The sequence below is a fragment of the Mogibacterium diversum genome, from assembly GCF_002998925.1.
Taxonomy (GTDB): Bacteria; Bacillota; Clostridia; order Peptostreptococcales; family Anaerovoracaceae; genus Mogibacterium; species Mogibacterium diversum.
The window spans coordinates 1,739,716-1,764,082 of the sequence record NZ_CP027228.1 but is presented as its reverse complement, the minus strand read 5'-3'; the positions used below and the strand labels follow the sequence as shown (position 1 = coordinate 1,764,082).

Annotated in this window: 16 protein-coding genes; 2 read left to right on the top strand and 14 right to left on the bottom strand. The window is 42.7% G+C overall.

Features of this window, described 5'->3' with window-relative positions; genetic code table 11:
- Window positions 1-15: 15 nt before the first annotated feature.
- The 9 genes from C5Q96_RS08395 to C5Q96_RS08355 form a co-directional block, all read right to left on the bottom strand.
- The gene (locus tag C5Q96_RS08395; protein WP_106057927.1) at window positions 16-717 is read right to left on the bottom strand and encodes an ABC transporter ATP-binding protein; all 702 of its coding nucleotides are present in this window, start codon (window positions 715-717) and stop codon (window positions 16-18) included.
- A gap of 200 nt (window positions 718-917) precedes the next feature.
- Complete coding sequence (locus tag C5Q96_RS08390; RefSeq protein ID WP_106057926.1) at window positions 918-4,787, bottom strand: Cna B-type domain-containing protein; 3,870 nt, start codon at window positions 4,785-4,787, stop codon at window positions 918-920.
- A gap of 235 nt (window positions 4,788-5,022) precedes the next feature.
- A complete protein-coding gene (locus C5Q96_RS08385) occupies window positions 5,023-6,444 on the bottom strand; it encodes a Cna B-type domain-containing protein (RefSeq protein ID WP_106057925.1) in 1,422 nt (473 codons plus the stop codon).
- 196 nt (window positions 6,445-6,640) lie between these two features.
- Entirely contained in the window at window positions 6,641-9,334 is a 2,694-nt protein-coding gene (locus C5Q96_RS08380; RefSeq protein WP_106057924.1) for a Cna B-type domain-containing protein, read from the bottom strand.
- Between the two features lie 96 nt (window positions 9,335-9,430).
- Window positions 9,431-10,675: a hypothetical protein gene (locus C5Q96_RS08375; protein WP_106057923.1), complete on the bottom strand. Its 1,245-nt coding sequence runs from the start codon at window positions 10,673-10,675 to the stop codon at window positions 9,431-9,433.
- A 322-nt stretch (window positions 10,676-10,997) separates the two neighbouring features.
- Window positions 10,998-13,214, bottom strand: a complete 2,217-nt coding sequence (locus C5Q96_RS08370) for a SpaA isopeptide-forming pilin-related protein (RefSeq protein WP_106057922.1) — start codon at window positions 13,212-13,214, stop codon at window positions 10,998-11,000.
- Complete coding sequence (locus C5Q96_RS08365; protein ID WP_106057921.1) at window positions 13,214-13,867, bottom strand: pilin N-terminal domain-containing protein; 654 nt, start codon at window positions 13,865-13,867, stop codon at window positions 13,214-13,216. Before C5Q96_RS08365 ends, C5Q96_RS08370 begins: the two co-directional genes overlap by 1 nt.
- Complete coding sequence (locus tag C5Q96_RS08360) at window positions 13,864-14,685, bottom strand: class C sortase (protein WP_245905568.1); 822 nt, start codon at window positions 14,683-14,685, stop codon at window positions 13,864-13,866. Before C5Q96_RS08360 ends, C5Q96_RS08365 begins: the two co-directional genes overlap by 4 nt.
- Before the next feature lie 11 nt (window positions 14,686-14,696).
- Window positions 14,697-16,172, bottom strand: coding sequence for a SpaH/EbpB family LPXTG-anchored major pilin (locus tag C5Q96_RS08355; protein WP_106057919.1), 1,476 nt, complete (start codon window positions 16,170-16,172; stop codon window positions 14,697-14,699).
- 531 nt (window positions 16,173-16,703) lie between these two features.
- On the opposite strand from C5Q96_RS08355, the gene C5Q96_RS08350 reads away from it, so the two are divergent.
- Together C5Q96_RS08350 and C5Q96_RS08345 are read left to right on the top strand one after the other, a co-directional pair.
- Entirely contained in the window at window positions 16,704-17,729 is a 1,026-nt protein-coding gene (locus C5Q96_RS08350; protein WP_106057918.1) for a Cna B-type domain-containing protein, read from the top strand.
- Window positions 17,730-17,795: 66 nt separating this feature from the next.
- Window positions 17,796-18,488: a TraX family protein gene (locus tag C5Q96_RS08345; RefSeq protein WP_106057917.1), complete on the top strand. Its 693-nt coding sequence runs from the start codon at window positions 17,796-17,798 to the stop codon at window positions 18,486-18,488.
- 6 nt (window positions 18,489-18,494) lie between these two features.
- On the opposite strand, the gene C5Q96_RS08340 is transcribed toward C5Q96_RS08345, so the two are convergent.
- The 5 genes from C5Q96_RS08340 to C5Q96_RS08320 form a co-directional block, all read right to left on the bottom strand.
- A complete protein-coding gene (locus C5Q96_RS08340; protein WP_106057916.1) occupies window positions 18,495-19,127 on the bottom strand; it encodes a DUF3267 domain-containing protein in 633 nt (210 codons plus the stop codon).
- A 173-nt stretch (window positions 19,128-19,300) separates the two neighbouring features.
- The gene (locus C5Q96_RS08335; RefSeq protein WP_106057915.1) at window positions 19,301-21,880 is read right to left on the bottom strand and encodes a Spy0128 family protein; all 2,580 of its coding nucleotides are present in this window, start codon (window positions 21,878-21,880) and stop codon (window positions 19,301-19,303) included.
- Between the two features lie 265 nt (window positions 21,881-22,145).
- Window positions 22,146-22,631, bottom strand: a complete 486-nt coding sequence (locus C5Q96_RS08330) for a pyridoxamine 5'-phosphate oxidase family protein (protein WP_106057914.1) — start codon at window positions 22,629-22,631, stop codon at window positions 22,146-22,148.
- Between the two features lie 50 nt (window positions 22,632-22,681).
- Window positions 22,682-23,530, bottom strand: coding sequence for a YwqG family protein (locus C5Q96_RS08325; protein ID WP_106057913.1), 849 nt, complete (start codon window positions 23,528-23,530; stop codon window positions 22,682-22,684).
- Window positions 23,531-23,768: 238 nt separating this feature from the next.
- On the bottom strand, window positions 23,769-24,353 hold the full coding sequence (locus tag C5Q96_RS08320; RefSeq protein WP_106057912.1) for a type IV toxin-antitoxin system AbiEi family antitoxin domain-containing protein: 585 nt from the start codon (window positions 24,351-24,353) through the stop codon (window positions 23,769-23,771).
- Between the last annotated feature and the right edge of the window lie 14 nt (window positions 24,354-24,367).

Sequence of the window (24,367 nt, the reverse complement as noted above, 5' to 3'; positions counted from 1 at the left end):
CACTACCTACTTCATCTAATATTCTATCGTCTCTATATCTGATGGGTTTTCATTAACTTCAATCGACCTGACCTTAGCATCATGCAAACGAATCACGCGATCTGCAATCGGAGCAATTGCTGAATTGTGAGTTACAATTACGACCGTTACATTATTTTTCCTCGACATTTCTTGCAAGATATGAAGCACATGCTTTCCAGTCTTATAATCAAGTGCCCCCGTAGGTTCATCGCAGAGTAAGAGCTTTGGATTCTTTGCAACAGCCCTTGCGATGGAAACTCTCTGTTGCTCCCCGCCAGAAAGCTGTGCTGGGAAATTGTCCATTCTGCCCCCTAGCTCCACTGACCTGAGGGTCTCATCAGCATCCTTTGCATCTCTGACGATTTCTAAAGCTAACTCTACATTCTCCCTTGCTGTAAGGTTCGGTATTAGGTTATAGAACTGAAATACGAATCCTATGTCATTTCTTCTATATAGGGTGCGCTCTCTATCGCTGAGTTTGACGATATCAATTCCATCAACAATTACCTCACCCTCGCTAACGGTATCCATCCCTCCTAAGATATTGAGGATAGTTGATTTCCCGGAACCCGAAGCCCCGAGAATAATAACTAATTCTCCCTTTTCAATCTCAAAGCTTACATCATTATTTGCTATTATTTCGCTTTCTCCAGAAGCATACCGCTTGAAGCAGTGTCTCATCTCAATATATGCCATTTTTATCCTCTTTTACCATATACTAACCTTGCGACTTCCACATCGTATTTGCCAGGCGAGATTATCATTTCTACTAATATGCTAATAATATCACTCTCATCCTAAAATAATAAGGTCTAACCAGATAATCTAACATATATCCGAAGAGTTTCATCAACCAAAAAGCTACCCGATGACTCGGGTAGCTTCCAATATATTATTTACTTATTGCGCCTTTTAATCACAGCGATTAAAAGCCCAAGTACAGCCACTAGGAGAACAACCCCATACAGCATGATATTTGTCATATCACCAGTCTTAGGACCGTGTCTCTTTACGAGCTTCTTACCCGTTTTACTTGGCTTTGGCTTCTCGATGTGGGTATTCGTAATGATATATCCATTGTCCACATCACCGGTATACGCCACTGTGTAATCCTGAACCTGATCTTCCTTGACGGTATACTTGATTTTGTTTCCGTCCTTATTGACAGGTAGATTATCGAATTCAGCCCTCCAATCACCATTTGCATCCGGTGTAACAGTCTTATCTGCTACTTCAGTCCCATCTGCCATAAGGCGAACCTTAATTGATGAAGGTCTGTCACCGGCTACATCGTTAGCCCACTTCTTTGTAACCTTAACTGATCTTGTGTATGGCGTGTGCTTGTTGGTAAAGTTGAACCCATCCTGAACGGCCGTGTACTCGTTTACCGAAGCTTCCTTTACAGTGTAAGTAACGACATTTCCCGCCTTGTATTTATCGAGGTTTTCGAACTTATACTTCCAGTTGCTCGATGAATCAGCAGTCGCTGTCTTACCAGTATCTACGCCATCTGCATAGAGTTTAAAGGTAACACCGTTAGGTCTGATTCCATCTTGGTCATTCGCATCATCCCAAGTCTTCTTACCAGAAACAGTGGTTTTCTCAACCTTATGAGTGTTCTCGATATTATAGCCTGTCACCTTAGATGTGTATCCATCTACAGCAACTTCCTTGACTGTATACTTAATCTCTCTGTTGCTATCGTCGTACTTGAGAACTCTTCCGAACGAATAGTTCCAATTGCCTGCCGCATTAGCAGTCGCAGTCTTGCCAGTGTCATTACCGTCGGCATACAGCTTAACGGTAATCGAGCTTGGACGCTTGCCATCCTGGTCATTTGCATCAACCCATGTCTTAGTTCCTGAAACCTCTACCTTCTCAGGCTCTGGAATAGAAACTGTGATAGCCGATGCTGCGAGCGTAGTAATTGATTTATTACCGCTGATATCGTAATCGAGTACCGGCGATAGAACGTCAATCTTCTCGTTATAGTCATAGGACAGATCGGATGCTACCTTATATACAACATCTATCGAGCCGCCGTCACCTTCCGCCAAAGGTTTAGTCGAAACTAGATGAACCATATCCGCATCCGCTGGATCAGTTACTACGTCGTAATCTGAAGCGCTTGGCGCCTTATTGACATTATATGTCTTACCAGGGTGAAGCTTGATGTATTCCACTCGGAAGTTAGGTGAAACATTTACAGAGTCTAGTTTGAGTGGCACATTGCTCTTGCCCTCTGGATTAAAGCTCTGTCCGTAGTTTGCATCCTTCTTAAGTAGTGGCACGAATACATTCGCATGATCTAGTCCTTGAGCAGCATTATTTCTAAGAGTAACTCTCAGCGTCGCCTTATCGCCTCTCTTGAGTACTGGCGTAGTATCCGTCTTAGTCTCTGCACTAGTCGGATCATACTTATACTCTTTGTTCTCGCCAGTAGTTTTATCCTCGACAAGAAGCTTTGAGTCACCTCGCACTGCAGCTGCCTGCTGCACTGTAACTCCAGGACCTTCTGATAGCGATACCATGAACTCTCCGGAATTTACCTTGCTGTCAAATACGCTCTTTGCCTTGCCATTCTCCGTCTTTGCATATCTGCTGTTGTTAGTCGACCAGTTGCTTCTATCCCACTTCTCAGGCTTAATCACAGCATCGATTTCCTTGAAGTCTTTGGTGGTAAATGCAAAGAAATCATTGATATGGTAAGTTCCCTTTGCAGCATTTTCATTAGGTGTGACGGTCATGCTCATGTTCATCGACTTGATCGAGAAGTCTGGTTGATACTGACCTCTAGTCTCACTGCCGATATCCACATTGTACTTCCACACCCTAACAGGTGTTCCGTTCACATCTCTATATTCACCTACATACTTAGGACTTCCGAGGGTACCATTAGTAATGGTTAAATCCTTGTAGTTGAAGCCCTCTGGCATCATCACATATAGCACTGGTTCCTGAAGCGGGTTCCAATCCCAGTTAGCATCGTTGATGCGGCCAGTTATCTTGAACTCATCGCCTCCGAGTACCTGCGTCTTGTTTATGTTTCCAACGCCGTTTAGAACTTCAGGAGCTCTGCTAGTTGCCTTAGTTGTAACCGTATCTGCTGCGGTAGGTGTTTCGTCAGAGTTGTAAAAGCTAATCGTGCTTATTACATCGTCCTTCTCACCCTTCTTCCAAGTTCCGAAAACTCCTGCTGGTATGTAGCTCCATCCGTAAAACTCGCCAGGTCCAAGTTTGTTGCCATCTAGGAGATCCTCGTTAGGTCTAATGCCGTCATATCCAGCTGGAAGCTTGCCGATATCTACCTTAATCGACTTAATCGATGTATTGATATCGAGCCCTAGCTTAGTATTCTTGATAAGCGCAGATACCCCTCCGGATGTCTCGAGGATGCTAGGATCAGCAGTACCGCTAGTTCCATCAGAAGCAGTCCAGTGAATAGGTCCATACGTCATTCCTGCTTTATAAGGAATAGTCACACCTCTGATGATAGCCTTATTAGTAGTATCTAGCTTCATCTCGATAGTCTTAGCCTTGCGAGATGGAATAGCAAGATCATTCTTGATGAGAAGCGATCCCAATCTTACATTGTAAGAATCATTCTTCTTGTATGACCAGTTTGGAGCACTCTGAACGGTAGTTCTGCTCTTTATGGATTCTGGATCAGATCCATCGATAAGCTGAACTGTGAGATTAGCCACGTTGTTCTTGCTAGTCCTGCCTGCATTTTGCGTATCATTCCACACGGTCTTATGTAAATTCTTAATCTGCACGTTAAAAGAACTTCCATTTGCACGCGTGCTGTTTGCGTCAACCTTGATGTGCGGCTTGAATGTAAGTCCGCCGCTATATGAGCCAGGTTCATTCCATGACACTACGGAAACTTTGTTATCTCCCACAATCGTAGTCGATTCAACAGTTCCGTTTGCATGATAGAGACCTGTCTCTTCGAGCCCGACGAGCTCAACATCCTTAGGATATACTATTTCGACCGTCGTCTTGCTGTTCGCTTTCGTCAATGCTTTATCGCTGATATTCTGCCATTGATGCGAAAAAGACGTTGACGTCTGGATAATCGAAGTGGTGTTCCCCTTCGAAATAACCTCTGAGCTCTGGTCATTCCAGTACGCATATGTAAATTCATCCGCCGCAATCACATCATATGACTTCGAATCAGTCGCATTTGTTGTGCTCGTACCAACCCTAACCTTGATATCATCAGCTAAAACCTGGTTCTTATCCTGATTGACATACGCCTCATCGACTGTAAAAATCATCTCTTTGTGAGAAGCTGCTGCATCAAGACCCTTCTTAGTCTTATACGTAACCTCCCCTGAGCGCGCTTTACTTGAACCAGCCGTCGGATAATTGTATGGTGATGTTCCCGTACCTGTCGGTGTCTTTACAAGTTCTTCAAAGCCAGTTGCTGTAATCGGTCCCTGTGTAAATGTAGCACCCGGTAACGACTTGAAATAAAGCCCATTTCCAAGTGTTGCAGTAAAATACGTATCGGAATTTCGTAACTCCTGCGGAATATTGTAATCCACGTCTAGAGAATACGTCGTTCCGACATTTAGTTTAGGCTTCTGGCCAGCCATAAGATCCGCAACAACAGCTCCAGTTTCGGTATTTACAACCTTAACCGAAGTGATTTTGAGGTCTGTAGTCGCTGCACTGACTTCGCCTATGCTCGGTACTACGCCCGTAATAACTACCATCAATGCAAGTACGCAAGATAGCATCTTTGAGATAGTTTTACTCATATGTCCTCCTTTTACAAAACATGCACATAATCAACATATTTTATCATTATTCGCATATTTATTCAATTTTAGACTTTTTCGGTTTAATTTATATTCCCAAGGCTTAAATCTGTTGATAATTCTAGCATCTATAACTGCAGCGATTTTAGACACTAGAAAAGGACGGTGCCAAATAGCACCGCCCTTTTTATATTGTTCTAAAAAAATACAATGTTATCTGATAGTTATCGTGAACCTAGAGACTCTTTCTTCTCATAAGCAGTCCGCCTGTAACCGTAATAGCCGATAGTAAAATCAGTCCATACATTCCGATACCATTGCTGTCTCCAGTCTTAGGTGTAAGTCTGCTCTTTGGTGTCTTAGGACCTGGAGTCGATGGTGGAATCTCTGTGTTTGTCACTGTAAATCCGTCTTCCTGTGTTCCAGTGACCTTTGCTGTATATCCCGAGACGTCTGCCTCTTTAACGGTATACTCAATCCTATCGCCATCGTCATTGTACTTGCGTACATTTGTGAACTCGCCCTTCCACTGATTTGCTGCATTTAGAACTACTGACTTTCCAGTATCTGCACCGTCTGCATACAGCTTGACAGTTACGGAATCCTTTGCCTTGCCAACCCACTTCTTCTCAACCTTTACAGTCGTCTTGGAGTAGATTCCGCTAGCATCTCCCGATGAATCCATAACCTTGTAGTTAGAAACGATTTGTGTGCTCTGTTCACTAGAAACGAGCTGCGCCAGGTTCTTGAGTAGCGTACCAGGGTGATAAGTCGAACGGTAGGTGAGTATGTACTGCTTCTGAGCAACATTTCCCATCCTTATACTGAACGATCTTCCGTCTGCAGCGAGGTTGAGCTTTCCTGTCAGATTAACGACTGTTGGGGTACCATGCTCATATCCCCTTGCATCTATAGTGGTCTCTGTCAAAACAAAGCTTCCAGGTATATATGTCTCGTCGCCTCGACCATCGGTGAGTTTGTCGGAAATTACAAGGTTAGTCAGCGTGTCTTTCTTGTGATTTATACGTACAACCCAGTTAGCTTCATTGGCACTTGCTGCTGCACTACCCCACTTACCTAGAACCTCAGGTGGAAGTATTCCAGGGCCATCAACGCGTATAGTCACTGGATAGACCTGAGAGCCAACCGTAACAACTAGCGTGTTGTTTGAATCTATAGTAATCTGGCTTAGTTCAAGTTTTGCGGTTATACTAATCTTGCCCTTTACATCTTCTCTTCCGTTCACCCAATTGTTGAACGTGATTCTGACTTTTCCGCCGCGGTTGTTTGCGCCCGGTGTAATGTGAGCCCTTCCAACCACTGTATTACCATTTAAATCGTATATATCGAAGTCTAGTGCCGCTGCGCCGTTTGGATAGAACACCTGATCAGGCAGTTTGATATCGAAATAATCACCTGCACGCATATTAGCGCCATTAGCACTAGCATCCCACTCCATAGCTAGGAAGAATGTATCTCCCTTATATACACTATTCTTGTCTGTTCCAGCAATATTCTGAATAGTAAATTTAGTTACACGTGCTGTCACCTCTCTAGGTGTAGCAGCGTTTACATCCATGCTCGCCAAAGGCAGCATGAGTCCTACTATCATAACTAGAGATAGTAGATATCCAATAAAATCTCTTACTCTTTTCATAATCCTTTCCTTTGCAATTATTTACACGCTAATTTCCTAACTCCTGTTAAGTTTACCAATTATGTATATTTATTTCAATATCATATCTTTATATCTTTCACTTTGCACAAAAAAAGAGCACGATTGACAATTTTAGTAATCAATCATGCTCGATTTCTTAATTAATACACAAGACATTAAACCTCAAAACTGATAATTATTCACTTATTTTCTTTCTCATTCTGATTAAAAGTGCTAGCCCTGCGAGTGCAAGTAGAAGCACACCTGCATAGAATACTAGTATTGCGCTATCTCCAGTCTTAGGTAGTCCTGTCTTCTTAGGCTTATCTGGTGTCTTTGGCACGTTTGGCTTCTCTGGCTCATACGTGTTAGTGATCACAAAGCCAGCTGAATCTCCGGTAACCTTAGTGGTGTATCCACCTACAGCATCTTCCTTTATAGCATACTTAATCTCCTTGCCACCTTTGTACTTAGGTAGGTTTGCAAATGTATGCTTCCAGTTATCAGCTGCCTTGATATCGCGCTCCTCAATCATCTCATCGTTAGCATAAAGCTTTACATGGATCTTGTTAGGACGGCTGCTGATTACACTGTTATCGTTCACCCAAACCTTCTCTACAGGGATATCAATATACTCTGGCTTATGCTTATTACTGATGTCATAGCCATTTATTGTAGCCGTATATCCATCTACAGCTTCCTCTGTAACTGTGTATGTAATCTCCTGTCCTGACTTGTACTTAGGTAGGTTTGCAAATGTATATGTCCAGTTGCTGTCAGCGTTCACAGTCTTTTCCTGCACCTTTGAGCCATTAGCAAGTAGGTTCACCTTGATTGATGTCGGACGCTTGCCATCCTGGTTGAAGTTATCATCCCATGTCTTAGTTCCTGAAACTTCTACCTTCTCCTGCTCCATCGTATTGGTGATGGTGATGCCTAACTGCTCTGTTGGCGAAGCTGGGTTTACCTGAACAGAATTAGCTGTAACGTCATATGTCTTGCCACTATATGTTACTTTGTTATTTCCGTTCTGGTTAGCTTCCTTCACCGTATAAACGATTGGTGTCTTAGTTGTAGTGCCATCATTATTCTGAACTACGGTGTACTGGCGAAGCTGTGTGAACTTTGCTTTCCAGTTATTCGCTGCTGTCAGCTTAGCGGTCTTACCAGTATCTTCGCCATTGGCAAAGAGTTTTACCGTAATTTCGTTAACATCCGGAGTTGCAATTTCATTGCCCTCAGTATCAACCCACTTCTTAGTTGCTTCAACATCCATCTTATCAATCAGCTTGTTAGAAACAACATCGGTCTCACGAAGCTTTACTTCGTCGTTATATATAACACTGAATGTGTTGTTAGCAACAGCCTCTGATAGCTTAGGATCATAAGTTGGTGCCTTCATCGTGAGATATGCAGACAGAACTGTGTACGGCTCCAAAGTCGTACCATTCTTACCTACAATCTTGATAGCCTTAACCTTGGTGTAGTCCCCAGGGTTCTTAGTCCAAGCAGAGCTATTTAGCTCGTTTTTGTCCGTTCTATCAGGGTATCTATCCGTACGGTAATATATATCGTACTTATCGCTTACATCTGTAGAACCGATCTTTAGCTCGAGTGGTCCCTGAAGGGTGTTGCTAAATGCAGAATTTCTGCCATCGCCTACATGTGGGAACACGTCATACATGAGGATTTTATCCATCGCCATGTTGTAATAGTTACGAACACTTAGGCGATACTGGAATAATCCGCTCGTGTTTGTCACATCGGCAAAATCTGTCGAGATAGTATTTCTTGTAAATGCTCTTCCGTATACAGCAGCACCGCCTGGAGTATTAGGCTCGAGGCTTCTTATGTGCTTGTCCGACTGAATACTCTCTACGTTGTTACCCAGAACCTTGGCAGTTGCCTTTAGTATAGTCTCATCCACGACACCATTTATATTGATGTCTAGTGTGTCTTTTACGAAGTTGTTCGTATTATAGAGACCAGCGAAATCTGCTGGCGTTCCCTTTGTCCAGTTATCGGCGTAGAAATAAACATCATTATTATTATTTAACTGATCATTCTCCGCCTTGCTAGGTATTACGTCATTGTTGACATATAGATCGACAATATCATAAGACATATTCGCATATTCATATACGTAGCCTGAAGGTAGAACAATTTTAACCGCATCGCGGCCAGTCTCGTTATAGTTCTTAATGAACTCCACCGACTGAACTGGTTTCGAACCAACTATCGGGTCAACATGTGTAAGCTGATCATACGAAACACCGGTTGGCAGTAGGTCAACGAATGTTGGATTCTTAAGGTAGCGCGCTCCAGAGAGTGTATCAAGCCTAAAACCTACCCTGGCAGTGAATCTCTCGTTTGGCATCCCCACCCTCTGATTGCGAGTTTCCTTACCTAACCACACCTTCTCGGTGAAAGGAGTAAAGTACGAGTTCCAGCTACCAGACAGATCCATCTTCGTCTTGGAGCCATCTTCGTTAACCCTGTTGACATCAGCCTTAACCGTATTGTTGATAGGTCTATCGTTATAGGTTTCCCCAAAAGGATTGATAAACATCATCTTGAGGTTAAACTCTAAGTTTGCCGAAGGTGCGAGTGTGAAATCCTTGAGGTATAGACCCACTCTCTTGTACTTAGGATCAACTGCACCAGCATTTGCAGGATCTAATGTGCCCTGATTAATCTGATCAAGGTATGACTGTAGCTTTTCCTTGCTGTCAGCATTTACCTCGCCTTTAAATAGCCACGCTGCACCATTGTTAGTAAGTGGAATAACGTCGTACGTTCCGTCAGCTTTATAGCCTCTTAGCTCTAGCTGTGAGAGATTGAGGTTTGCTCTCGACCCTACACCTACGAGGTTTCCAGTTATCATCGTCATAAATAGACGACCGCCAGTGTTCTGAACGTCCTCATAAATTTCAATGTCTGTAAGCGGTCTATCGAGCTTGTTAACCAGCTTGATAGCATATTCCAGCTATCTTACCGCGAGACTGTTCTTATCGAACGGAATGGTAAGCGGCCCTTTCTTTCCGAGCATTCCATCGCCGTTGTAGTCATCACCTGCTAAGCGGAAACGCTTCGTATCATCGTCAAAATTATGTTCATTTCCAGCGACTTTCCCGACAGTAGCCTCAGCTGTGCCCGGGTTAAATGGAATTCCCTGCATCTCTGCAGTGTTCGTAAAGTTTACTCTATTAGATCCATTCATGTACTTTGCACCTGGGAATGACAGCTTGAGATTTGAATAAGCTGGCAGATTATCCCTGATGTAATCGCGCAAATCCCTAACACCCGTAGGTATGTCGAATCTTAGAGTAACCGTCTTACCGTCGGCGCTTAGAGTCCAGTTAGGGTTCTTTGCCGGATCAAACTTTGCAGTCCTTGTATTGCCTGCGCTATCAACATATGTCGGAAGCTTATCAGTGATTATAATTGAGCGATATGCTCTGTAATCTTGATACAATTTAAAGTTGTAGTTAATATCCGATGCCCCATCTTCTGAAATAGACGAAGGATTCGTCCTGCTAGATGTACCACCGTATACGAGTTGATCGTCAGTCTCTTCTCCCGCAACTATCTTCATGAGCCATGGCTTTGGATAAGTAACACCATAAGTCTTATCCTCAAGTGTAGAAAGCTTAGTGCCATCAGCACTATACATGCGAACCACTGGCTTAAGCTTAAAATCACTAGGTGTAGTCTTGTCTGCAAAGCTCATTACATATGGAAGCTGCAATCTTACCGTGTTGTCTATCTTGTTCAGATAAATTCGCTTAATAGTCTTCCCATCGTTAGTCACGATTGTCTCTTCTGACTTGATAATAGGCTGCGTCTTGGCAGCTGGTGTCGCGAAGTTATCCAAGTACGTCCCTTCAGCGATATTGTTGGTATCGTTCTGATTCTTCGATGTCTGCTTTGTCGGCACTTCAATCTCGAGATACAAGCCCTCGACTGGCTTCGTCAGCGCCGTCGCATCGATTTCAATTCCTGTAGTGATATTAGTTTCTGTCCTTACTGTCGTAGGCGAGGTAGGCTTTAGGTTTAGCGTAAGTGAACCGCTCTGACCAAAATTAATCGTGTCAGAGAAAACTGACGCACTGGTTCCAGATGACGCACCTGAAGCCGCCGCATTTACTGATGGAATACCAGATATCACAGTTGTGATAATCATGGCCATCAAGCACAGTATAGACAGCGCTTTGTTTCTAATTGCCTTCATAATCCCTCCTTATAAATACACTTATCTTAAGCTGCACATGCACCAAAATGCACAGCGTAGCTTTTAACGATATAATGCAAAAACCCTCTATATAACGCACTACTGCATCATATAAGTAATTCTTAACTAATTTCGTTTATTTTACACGAAAGTCCACTATTATGCAAATTGCATATACGCTACTTAATATTGCAAAATCGATATAATTGGTATTTACTACAACTTTTCTTTGTTTTTTAACCTTGTTTTTTTAATGTTTTTGTTTTTTTAGCAGTCCAATAAAAAAGAGAGCAACCACATAAAGCAGTCGCTCTCTAGCTTCTTATTTCGTACCGTTCTTTACACGATTCTTCCTAGTGATAATCACCCCTGCCGATATAAGCACGAGTATCACCCCTGCGATATACAGTACGGTTCTCCCAAGACCGCCAGTCTCAGGTAGTAGGAACCTCATATTCTCAGTATTTTTGATTGTAATAGTTCCTGATGAAACCGCTGCATCCTTTGGCGTCTGAACTTCTGCACCGTTACTATTGCTGTAGCTAGTACCGTAATCTGGCACGGCCGTCTCAACTACGTAGTAACCGTAAGTAACGTCATCGCCATTGTCCGATTTTCCTGACACCGGTAAATCCGTATAGGTTTTCGTCCAGTTATCTGAAGCTGACAGTGTCTCTCCAGCCTTATATACCTTCTCTGAAGTCGTCCCGTTCGCACTCGTCGAAACCTGCATCAAGTTGTAGGTGATTGACCCAGCTGAGCGCTGCACCTCTTGTCCATCAACATCAAACCACTTCTTGTTAACAGTAATTCTGGTCTTAAGCTTTTCGTTCTTAACTTTAAATGTCATACTAGTTCCGCTTAAGGTTACTAGTGGATTGGTCGAAGTCTGCGTGATAGTGAACTTTTTGTTCTGTTCCTCAATCTTAAAGGCAATCGGTCCATCTAATGACTTGTAGCCTGTCGGCGTCTTCTCCTCCGTGAGGCGATATTCGCCAGCACTTAGCCCTTCGAACTTGAACTGCGAGATATTCTGGTTTCTGCCGACATACATAGGTGTAAATGATGCATCATCAAGCTTCTCAAGCTTGAATACAGCTCCGTTAAGCGCTGTCTCTGACTCGTCCACCTTAAGCACATTGATTTCAGTCGTTCTGTTCAGCTCGAACGAAACCAGCTGCTGGTATGGCTGAGAATGTTTGCCAGTCATCTCTGTAATATATGTCTTGACCTTAACGGATTTCATCTCCGCATCAGAAACCTTCTTGCTCTCGGATAGGATGTGGCTAACTGCCGTCTTCATCCTGGTGTACTCATTAGAGCCCAGACTATATGTTTTTATATCATCCAGGCTATTTGAGTAGTACCAAAATGCCTCCTGCATCGTTTTATAGTATCCATAATCCTGGTCGTGATCTACTGAATCTCTCCAGAATCCCGCATCGTTGAGTCCGTAATCCTTCAGGAGTTCATCCTTGTGCGTTTCGCAGTAGTAATAAATCTTACGCATTGCGTCGTAGAGCTCTTTTTTACCAACTCTAGGTCTCTGAGCTGATCTATATAGAGCATCCGCATCGTTGATGTACTCCTTATATACGGCATTGTCTCCGAAGCCCGGGAAAGTATCCTCTGCTCTAATGCAAAATGCCTCTACCCCAGATGAGCTTTCGTTGCTCTTGGACACTTTGATCTTATCTCCGTATCCTACAAATCCGTAGTATTCATTAGCAGCAAGCGGTTTATCTTGTTCACCAACCTTCTTCAGAATTGCAGTATTACCGCCCTTTGTAAACCTTATGAATAGCTTTCCATCCTCATTAGAGAAATAGAATTCAGCTACATTGCCTGTAGGAAGCTGGTATTTGCTCGGTGCACTCTTAATTTTCAGCTTATACTTCTTATTAAGCTCGATATCACGCTTTGTAATATCGATATCGTACCTATTCCCAGCCCCAGGCTTGGCCTGAATGCTTATGGCAGTGTCGCCGTTATCGCCTTCCTTTGTTAGTTCAAAGGTTACAGGCTTAACTGCAGCGCCAGACGTATCCTGTACAAAGAATCCCATTCCGACTTTTGCAGACTCAGCAGTTTGACGGAGGACTATGCCTCCACTACCTTTAGTGAAGTGAATTCCCGATGTGTCGAAGTAAAACTCCGCAACACTCTGAACTGGCCTCTCGTATCCTTGTGGTACATTTTTTATGTACATCTTATATGTAGTGTTTAGCTTTAGCCCTGTAAATTCAACATCTGGTTTCACAAAGCTCACAAAACCATTTTTATTTAGCTTTTCAGAACCACCGCTCACTTCCATGAGGTTGTACTGTACCTGCCCCATTATATTTTCGCCAGTGTGAGACCGTATACTGAACTTCACATAGGTTTCTGGAGCCCCTGCTCTAAGTGCTCTGACATGTCTAGCCCGAGTTGTGCGTGTCGCGTTTTCCTGTGCATACGTAGCAATCGGAAACATCTGTATCAAGATGGCGAGGATTATCAGCAAGGAAGAGAGCTTTTTCATTAAAGTCTTCTTATTCATCAGCTCACTCCTCCCATCTTATTCTTTCTCCTCAGTACGAGGAGGGTCATAAGTCCGACGCTGAGCATCAGTGACCCGCTCCACCAGAACAGTTCGCTGTTATCACCAGTCTTTACCTTCTTGGTGATTTTAGGCTTCTGCTTCTTCTGTACCTCAGGCTTTGGCTTGGCATTCACAACCTTGTTCCAAACGCCATTCTCAAACCTTGGAGCCATCACTAAGAACGGCTGCATCGTTGTGTAGTCTGCAGCTTCCCCAGTTGCTCCTGTTTGTACCACGAGATACATTCCACTTCTCAAACCTGTAAAACGAACCGTACCGTCACGACCAGTCGTGAGTGTCATCGCCGCACTTGCATTACGGCTTTGCCTCTCAAGACGACGCGCCAACTTTATCTGAGCATCTACGGTTTTAAGTTCTTCTAAATTCCCATTCCACTGAAACGGAGCTCTTCCGACATAACCAGTCCTATCCGCCTTCAGGTCTGCGACCTGATAGATAGAGTACTGTGCACCGCTTATTGCTTTATGCTCATAAGTCAGCGTGATGTTTAAGCTCGCACTATCATCTGCATATGCAGCATGGGAAGGAAGTATGAAAGATACAAAACTGAAGCATAGAATTAATATTAAAGAAATTCTATTACTCTTCATTTAATCCCTTTCTTTTTTCTTCGCCTTTTGATATACAGCCTTATTAAAACTATCAGAGTTATAACCCCAACAGCTAATATGGCAATATATTTCAGCATGACCATTCTAATAACGTCTTCTACGTTCTGTGTCTTCGTATATTTGGTGCGCTCCCCTCTCACGAGAAGTCTATGCGAGTTGACTCCATAGGGCGTACACGTAATCAGCGTCACGTAGTCTTTGCCCTTTTCGATTTCCAAATCTTCAACTTCATCAGGCAGTACAGTGTTAATCTTGTTAACCTTGTATGCATACACATCGTCAAATACATGGATCATAAAGATGTCGCCATCTTCAAGTTGATCGATATTTGTAAAAAGCTTCGCAGATAGAAGTCCCGTATGGCCTGAAATCAGGCTGTGTGTACTAGGACCACCTACCGGCAGAGAGCTCCCAGGTATATGCCCTGTTGCTATCTGAAGCGAACCTGCATCAACACCATGATATATAGGTATGTATGCCTTGATCTTAGGTATATCCACATACCCCATGATGCCTGTGTCGGTTACATCGAGCAGCTTGTTGTACTGCTCTTTTTCTTCTGGCTTAAGGAAATAACGATTCTTCTTGTTAACCAAAGTTGCGTTATATGCCCTCGCCTCGCTTAGAAGTTGTGCTTTTTTCTCTTTGGATAAATCCTTAGTCTTCTTTACATAGCTCCCGATTGCTCTAGAGGAGTGCAATTCATTGATACAATCGCTGATCGTGGGATAAGCTAAAAGCCCTATCCCTGAAATCAGCATCATTGCCACTATTATGTTGGGGATGATTTTTTTCATCTTGCCCATTGTTACTTAATAGTTGCTTCCTTTCTGCGCTTCATGTATCCGAGTGAACCGATTACGAGAACTGCACCTAGAACGTAGATGAGGTATCTACCCATTCCTCCAGTTTCTGGAAGAGTGAATCCCTTGTTATTAACAACGTCAGTTGAAAGTGTTCCAGCTGTCTTGTCTGCTGTAAATGTTAGAGTTCCAAGGCTCTCTAGCTTAGTTAGCTTTGGATCGTCGGAAGTCTTGTCGTACTCAGCGTGGATTGTGAACTCAACAGGCTCAATGCTGTTGTAGCCAGTTGGAGTCTTTGTCTCCTCGAGCACATACTTTCCTGCATCTAGACCCTTATATGTAAATGTGGTCTTGTTTGCTTCCATAGTGTTGTTGATAGTGAATCTTGTGATTGCTTCCTTACCAGTGACAGTCTTCTTGTAAAGTGTGAACTCAGCACCAACTAGAGGATCGTTGTTCTCGTCCTTCTTGTTAACGATTACCTTGTATGAGAATACGATATTCTTATCCTTAGGAGTCTTACCGAATTCTCCCTCTCCACCTCTGTTAGGGTTGTTGGAGTACTCTAGGTAAACTGTATTTGGGTTACCAGCAGAACCGATAACAGCATTGTCATTTAGCTTACAATTGTACTCAACTACGATGCTGCTGTTAGCAGTTGTTGGTGTGTCGAGTGCCTTAAGGTCAGCAAAAGCTACCGTGAAGCTGTTTGAGCCAGCATCCTGTGTAACAGTGTACTTGCTGCTAGCAATCTCTGTTCCGTCGATCTTAACCTTGATTGAAGCTGGGTCTAGAGTCAGACCTGCAGACATCTCATCGTGGAACTTATATGCGTACTTTGTGTACTTGTCATAGTTTGTAGGAAGAGTACCTGTTAGCTTGTAAGGGATTGTGTCGCCGATGTTGTAATCAGCTGCATCCTGCCAAACTCTATCACTGTTCTCCTGAACCTTCTTAACAACTGTAGGTACGTCAAGCTTTGCATTTGTCTCAGTGTCGGATACGATCTTAAGAATGTAAGATGTATATGCACCGTTTTCCTTGTTGCTCTGTGAGCTTGCTGTATCCTTAACCAGGTAGTAACCAGGCTCAAGTCCTGTTACTGTCTCGCTTCCGCCAGCTGCAACCTGCTGTGTCTTTGCAGGTGTACCAAGGTGAGACTGAAGGTCATTAGCAAACTCTTCTGCCTTTGTTACGTTAGTAAGTGTCTTTGCCTTTGCACTTGCACTTCCTAGCGATGCCTTAGATGAATCCTTGATTCCGCTACCCCACTTGATGTTAGTCAGAACCTTTCCCGATAGATCACCCTTGAAAACCTGATAGATTTCAAAAGTGTGTGCAGTCTTACCACCGTTAGTGATCTTAAGACTGTGTGTTGTCGCCGCATAAGTTTTGTCTGGAACAATTACAGACATAGCTAGTAGCAATACCATAACCATTGCTACGATGCAGCTAATTTGCTTTTTTACTAATCTCTGCATACTCTTTCTCCTTTTGTATAATAATGCATTAACGTTTTAGTGACTCTAGTCACAAGTTTTATAAATAAAGAAAAATGCATAAGCTCAAACCAAACTAGGCTGGAAACTCATGCATCTGTCTCTCTTTATCATTAATATAATAAAGTCCCCTAAATCTCAGCCCTTCTTTTATTTCACATACCCTTTTAGTAGAAAAACTGTCCAAATAACGCGCAATATCTTTATTTGATGACAAATGTATACTAAAAACACACACATTTTGTCTATAAAAAGACTAATTTTGTTTACTTTCTAGAAGTTTATCAGATTTATAAATATAAATCAAATTTAAGCAGAAATTGATTCAAAATAATTCTGTACCCGTTGAGTTCACTTAATCTTATGAGTTTAATTTCACAACTTTTTCGGGTTTAGCAAGACTTTTTTATATAAAATTTTACAAATGTTTTTTTAAAAAACAATTTAGACTATTCAGGTATATTTTAGTTATGCTTATGATATAATCCATAAACCACATAAAAGGAGGGCGTTATGACAGACTCAAGAAGAACAATCAGAAAGCTCGCAGTGTTAGTATTCGCACTCATGCTTATAAACATTTTTTCACTGGGTTCCGTTTTTGCTAGCTACCAACCAGACCCAGTCGAATTCACTAAAACTCTTGATAATGGACCAGTTCCCGCTGAATACATGGGAAAATTTAAAATAGTTATTAAGGATCCCGAAGGCAACATCCGTAAGCACGAGGATTACGATTCACCACTTACACACGAGCCTTACGAAAATATTGGTAATGGAGGAAACGCTTTTTTTGTATACTTCGATAGTATTGTCTCTTATTATTTAAAAGAAAAACAGCCTGCACCGGAGACAAAATATGTAACTTTTACAGTAGAAGAGATCCCTACAGATGTTCCAGGCATCAAGTATGATAAAACCGTTTATACTGTAAAATGCTACTTCAATGGTTACCCATATTTTGCTGGTAGGTATTCATATGATCTTGACTACGTTGAGATTAACGGAAACTACTATACATATGACGGTGTTAGAATCACCTTCAATCCGGATGGATCAAGGAATTACACAGGTGACAGAAATGGATTTATATCATTTAACAACACCACTATCAAATATGTGACACACACGGTTAAGAAAATCTGGAAGAACGGTTCCGAGTCGTCCGCAAAGGCTCAGCTGTACAAGGACGGCACCGCTTACGGCACACCAGTAGAGCTTAATGCTACAAATAACTGGTCGTACACTTGGAACAACCTCGACGATAGCTATACATGGACTGTTAAAGAACTCGATGTCCCTGCTGGCTACAGCACAAAATCCGATGTCTCGACTGACGGTAAGACGACGACTATCACTAACACAAAGGTGAATCAGCCAGCCTCAATTCAGGGAAAAAACGCCCATGTAAAGTCAAATAGAACTGTAAAGACCGGCGATAATACGCACCTCGCTGCTTGGCTAGTCGTACTTGGGACAGTTATAATCAGCCTCAGCTTTACAATTTATATCAGGAAGAAAGCAAGCTCTTTAAGATAATTAATGTTCTATGGTAAAATATAAGTGAAAAATGATTATCGTTTTAATAGTGGAACTGGTATAAAAATGAGCATAAATAAGATCAAATACATAGCGATAATATCAATGGTTTGTGATCATCTGGCATCCGTGTTTTTTGCACCGGATGCCAGTATTTATATTATCCTTAGATTGATAGGGCGAATAACGGCTCCCTCGATGTGCCTTGCACTCGCTGAAGGCTTCGTTCATACATCCAACAGAAAAAAGTATTTCTCTAGGCTTCTCACCTTTGCGATAATCGCACAGATACCATTCTCATTCTTCGAGTCGGGAACCTTCACCCTGCCACTTGGCAATGTGCTATTTACATTTGCATGCTCATTTGCCTTGATGGAGGTTGTCGAGAATTGGAAGAAGATTGGCACATTAAAGGGTATTATCGCTGTCATCGTACTACTTGTACTGTCGATGAAGACAGACTGGCTTATATTCGGACCTCTGTTCACACTGTCGATTTATATGAACAAAGAAAATAAGGACCGTCAGGCCATCTGCTATGCGGCCATCAGCGTCCTTAGTTTTTCATTGTCAGCGTTCATGTGTGTAAGCCACGGTCTACCTTGGTACGGTCAGGTGTGGCAGATTGGCACGCTCCTTGTTATCCCAATAATTTATTCCTATAATGGAGGACGTGGTAGCAAGGCTTCATTTAATAAGTGGTTTTTCTACATCTTCTATCCAGCGCACCTAGTGGTGCTGGGTCTCATGAGGTGGTAGAGAAATTTATTTCTGAAACACCACCAGCCCAATCTCTGTCGGGTGGTCCAGGTACAGCGCTTTTTTAGATGCTTTATTGCCCAGTATCATCTTAGCTATTAGGATGTCTCCACCTGCAGCGATAGTCATCAGTACTCCAGCTGCAAGAAAAAGTATATCGGCCGCCATGCATCCGATTATACATGGCACTATACCTAGTAACAGTCCTGGCATTAAGGCACCCGTTATGTATTCCCACTTTGTTAGCGGCTGACTGCAAGTACAGTACGGTGTTAGGTATTTCCAGATCACACCGAATTCAATATCTTTGAAACCTTTTTTCGTAAATCTGCTCCACGTTACACCGTGAATAAGCTCATGTACCACTGTTAACAATAATAGTAGGGCCAGAACAGTTAGACCTGAACTAGCTGAAATTCGAGATTTACCAAAATCCGCACCATCATATCTAAGAACGTAGATAGCAATAAAGGGCACAGTCATGATTAGTCCATATAAGGCTCCGATATTCGCCTTAACGACTGATATCGTAAGGTCTGTCTTAGTGTAGCCTTCTCGTTCTAGCTCTTCACTCTTTATCTTATATCTCTCTAGCCTTCTTTGCTCGGCTTCGGTGAGCACTCGTTCATTACTTGCCATATATCTAACCCTCTTATTAATCTTTTATAGCATCTGGGCGCTATTATTTACCCACTTATTATCTTAATTATACTGCATTTTAAACTTTCAAAACATTAAAAAGCGAATAGCCTCACTAAGTTGCTATCCGCTTTTTCTCCTATTTACATTTAAGACTATCAATTGCTAAAGCACTATCTCAATCTCTTCTTGTATCCAATCGTACCGATTAGCATTAGTACGGATGCTGCAAAGATGCTGAGCATTAGCATCAGGTCTTCTGTGCTATCGCCAGTCTTTGGTGATTTGTGCTTCTTAGCATTATTAATAGTCTTGTCCTTTGAAGGTGATGTAGGCGCCTTTGGCACTTCGTACTTGTTGTTAAATGTTAAGTCGTTTACAGTTTCTGCACCCTTCTTAATCTCGTAATTTGCTACGATCTGGTTATTTGCATCAGCTGTAACATCTACGACAACCGTGTACTCTGTGCTATCGTAAGTGTAATTTGCAAGGCGTGTATCTAGCTCAACTACCTTGTATGTGTACTTACCAACTGCTTTGAACTCGATGTCGCCAAAGTCGATTTCGCCTGCTCCGTTAACCGTAACAACCTTCTTGCCTAGCACAGAGCCTGCTGGCATTGGCGCCTCGCTTAATCCTTGTGCTGTAGTTCCAGCTTGAGATAGCTCGAACTTGAACTCGCCTACTGCTGGAGGAGTGTCTCCGCTTAGAGTCTTCTTAACTCTTAGGTTTTTCTTAACGGACGTAAATACGTTTCTAAATCTTGGCTCGCTATCAGCTGTAGCCTTGAGTGTTCCGCCATTGTTAGCAACAGTTACCTTAACCTCTTTTTCAGCTGTATCATATGCTACACCTGCTACTGGGTTTGACGCTGTTTCCTTAACCTTGAACTTGTATGTTCCAACCTTTGTGAACTTGATCTTATCAAATTCGATGCGTCCATCGCTGTGCACGAATGTTGTCACATCGCCAGGCATCGTCACGCCATCGTAATTCTCACCAGCAATCTGGCTAACGCTTACTTCAAAGGTGCTCTCTGGGATGGTTACCGCAGTTCCTTCTGAATCGACATAGTCCTTGTGACCTTTAATCACGGCTTCTGCAGTCTGGTAGTTAGGAACGATAGCCGAGAATCCTGGCTGCGTAGCGCTTTGAATTGAGAAGGTTCCTTCTGTAGCATTTAGAGAACCAGATGTTGTAAATGCTGGGTTTGGCTTAAACACCTTGTTGGTAAAAGTGTACTTTGCCGGCGTGCTCGTCTGCACTAGGCGGTAGTCACCCTTCGACAGTCCAGAGATTGTAGCCTCACCGCTTGCATTAGTCTTAGCGGTAGCCTTACGACCTCTGATGTAGTAATCCATCCAGATTCCACCTATCTTAGTCTGAACCTTGAACTCAGCTCCAGCGATTGGAGTAGTTCCATCGATGTCATCAACGGCCTTTACACGAATGCTTCCTGCCGCAACAGTAGCAGTTCCGTTTGCCTTGTCGATCGTGTATGAAACAGATGCGGAATCCTCTGCCTGGTCGGACTTAGCTTTTCCTGTGTTAGTAACAGTCTCTACCGCTGTGATCTCTGGGTAGTGAGTGTCAAACTCGGCGAAGAACGTAACGACATTTCCATGTGAAGGGCCGTTAGTTCCGTAGATGTCCTTTATCTTGTTAATACCTGCGAGCGCTGGCTCGAGGTCGGTGTACTTAAGGGAGTCGTTAGACATATTTGCAATGAAGGTGTCCCCTCCTGTAGCTGGATCTGTAAATACACCGTAGCTCATCTTCTGAGCCTTAATCTTAGCGTAGAAGCTGTCGTAAGTATCCGAAGATGACTGAGTTATCTGGCTGAAATACTGCGTCACTGGAATCCAGTTGCTTCCGCGCTCTATCGGCATAACTGTTCCAGGAGCTGCCTGTGCGTAGAATGTATTTCCACCTGCAGGAACCTCCGTCCAGTTGTAACGAACTGCGGAAATCGAGATAGTGCTTAGGTCTACAACGCCATTTCTCGGAATCTTATCAACGATCATCATGTTAGTCTGTTCTTGATAAGTTCCGAAGGTGCTGTCGATATTGTTGTAAGTGTTGAATAGACGCAGTGAACCTAGCTGATTAGCAATCAGCTTAATCCTAGCTGTGTCGTATGCCGAAGTCCAGCCCTGCTTCTCAAGCAGTCTGTTGTTAATGGTCCTGAGACTTGGATCAGCAGGTACACCACCAGTATTGGTCCCCGGAACTGCATCTCTAACCTTGAAGGTTACATTAGCCGAAGCATCTTCAATGGTGAGAGGCTTTGTCACTGGAGAGCCTGCTGTAGCACCGTTATCTAGCGCCTTCAGTCTAGCTCCTGTGTATAGACTTCCCGACATGAAGTTTCTGTCCGTCGGAAAATCTGGGTCCAGTGTGAACTTAATCTCTGTACCTGTGATTGTCGCTGTCGCAACCTTCTGTCCACTCTCGGAATAGAGCGGAACATCGGAGCTTGGGAGATTGCCAAACATCGTCCCGATATTCGTCGACAGCTTAATCGTATCACCTGGCTTCATCGCATTCCCCGACTGCGTATCGATGTTGTAATCGAACTTCAGAGAAGCTAGAGAGCCGACATTCACCGGGCTAGGTGACACCGTCACATTAGAAATCGTAATGTTATAGCCGTCCTTCTGAGTCGCAGCGCTAACATCCTGCGGGTATGAGAATGGTCCAATTGTAATCGCTATTACTGCAATGAATGCAATAATTCGTTTTGCAAGTTTCACGTTGTTCCTCCTTTTAATAACGTAGTCATTCAGTTCAAAAAATAATATTTATGCATTTTATTGGAGTATAGCCTATAGCGGATAGACAAGCAAGCTAATTCCATAAAAAGTGCGAAAAAAGAACAATAAAGTGCATTAATAGCGGCTTTGCGCACAACCTCACTTTTCTGACTTAAATTCATTTTTATTATATTTATACATTTTGAGATTCAAAAAGATAGAAAAATAGAAGGTACGGTATATAGACCACACCTTCTGCAAACTGTTACTTTATATGACCTTTCGGTTTCTTCCTCTTGCCAGTCATATGTTCAACCTCTAGCGCATACACCAATGTCCTCGGAACAGCGGCAGGGTTGAAGTATGCATTTTTATCCTCATGATAGTGATTCATGAGCTGCCTCAAAGCGTGCATCTTCTCATCATCCGAGAGGATTCGAATCTTGCCTCTTCCGATTACACTCTCATACGCCATCGTGCAGTAGCCTTTGTCTTCGAAATACTCAAGCTCATGCTTGCAGTCCATCTCGAAGGTAGCACGATTATCCTTCTCGAACAGCCCAACCTTGTATCCCTCGAGCGCACTGTGAAAATACAGCGTCAGCTTACCGTCATGCACCTCCGTCCCGAAGTTGAGCGGAAGTATGTACGGATATCCGTCATCGTTTAGCGCCAGCCTGCATATGTCGCAGCGATTTATTATCTCCAGCAGTTCGTCTAATTCTGTTATCTCTCTGTCCTGTCTTCTCATGTATATCCCCCTTTTATCTGAAATGTTGAACTCTGAGTTTTGATAAATCGTTAACAGCAGTCCCAGCTATATAGGCACTCGGCGAAGTCCAAGTTACGAAGCTGCTCTTTTTTCGCAAAGAAATTTCCTACGCCACAGTCACCCCACAGGATGTAGTAGTCGTCAGTTCCGAACTCCGAATCAAGCTGGAACAGGAGCTCGGTATAATCCTCAAAGTCATCGTACATGCGTGGATCTTCCTGCGTGAAATGACCATAGCCTCCTATCTGCGTGTGATTAGGGATGTCGAGATCTTCTATGATATCGTATGACTCTTCTTCGCCTATATCATATGACTCAAAGCCTTCTTCTGCCTTCGTCTCCTCGATATGTTCATTGAGTTTCTCGTTGAAAATCTCCTCAAACCTAAAGTCATTCGGCAGAGGCCACTGGCTAGTTTTCTCAAAAGACATGGCAAATGGCGCCCCATCATTAATTGGCGTGATGAGCTCGCCCTCCTTCTTATCCTCCTCAGGTTTATACATCTCTGAAAGTTCCACTTCAGTGAAATGCTCTTCTATCTCCGGGTAGTAAATAACACGTTTCTTGCTATCTGAGGTAGGCTTCGTGTAGTCGTTACCTAGGTTGTAATCTCCTCCAAATATCCAAAACTGCATGATGCCCTTAGACGGATAGATGCTATTCTCAGGTAACTCCTCGCAGTTTATCTGCGCCAAATACATCAGCTGCTCGCCCTTGGAGGTGGTAGGAATTGTGCTAGTCTTAGGCAAGTAGAACCAGCCTGCAACATTGCTGCTCGTCAGGGGAGTCTTGGTTTCGGAGATTAAATTGATCTTAATGGTTTCTCTGTTCTCGAGCTTCTTGAATTCTTCGATGAATTTTTTGATTTTTTCTGTCATGCGGGGGATCCTTTCTGTGAATCAAATTTTATAACTTTCTATATGTAGTTATTATTGGATAGCACGCTAATTCCTATAAAATAGGTGCATTAATTCCTATTGCCATGCTCGAATTTGATGATTCCATTTTAAACGATACTCTTTATTATCTCGTATACTTTCAACAATTGGGAGCAGGACTGCCTTTATTACATCAATAACCTCAAGCAATTCAACATTTAACAAAGTTTTCTTCTTTTCATACGAGGACCTCCAAGTATTGCCTAATTGTAGTTTCGCATTTCATCAGTTTTGCATATTTTAAAAGGCGATTTAGATTCCTATCTTTTCTTTGAAGATATGTTGTAAAGATCTCTTTGGTTTCTTCAATGCCAACGTTTTCTCTATAGAATACGATGTCGACAACTGTTTTCTCCATGTCATAAATACTGAATTTATTCTTTCCCTGCTTAACAGTTTTGATACCTAGTTCATATCTAGCATTTGTGTAGTGATAAATATTCATTTGAGGCCATATAGGTTTGGTAGATATTTTGGATTTCCTCCGAATTGCGACATCTATAGCATCAGGTATGAATGTTGTAAGATGATAATAAACTGCAGCGCTTAGTAGGCATATAACACCATTAGGAGTATAAGCATCAACATAATAAAAATCTGATTCCTCTCCGCAGTACTTCGAATTCTCATAGTAGCTTTTATTCAGTTTTATAAGATGTCCATCACTCACTAGTTGGCTAACTTTGTACTGTGAGAATCCTTTATTCTTAAGTTCCTGCATAGAAAAAATCTTCTGATCTTCAGGAATCGTTGTCTTGTCCATCAACTTTTCCGCCT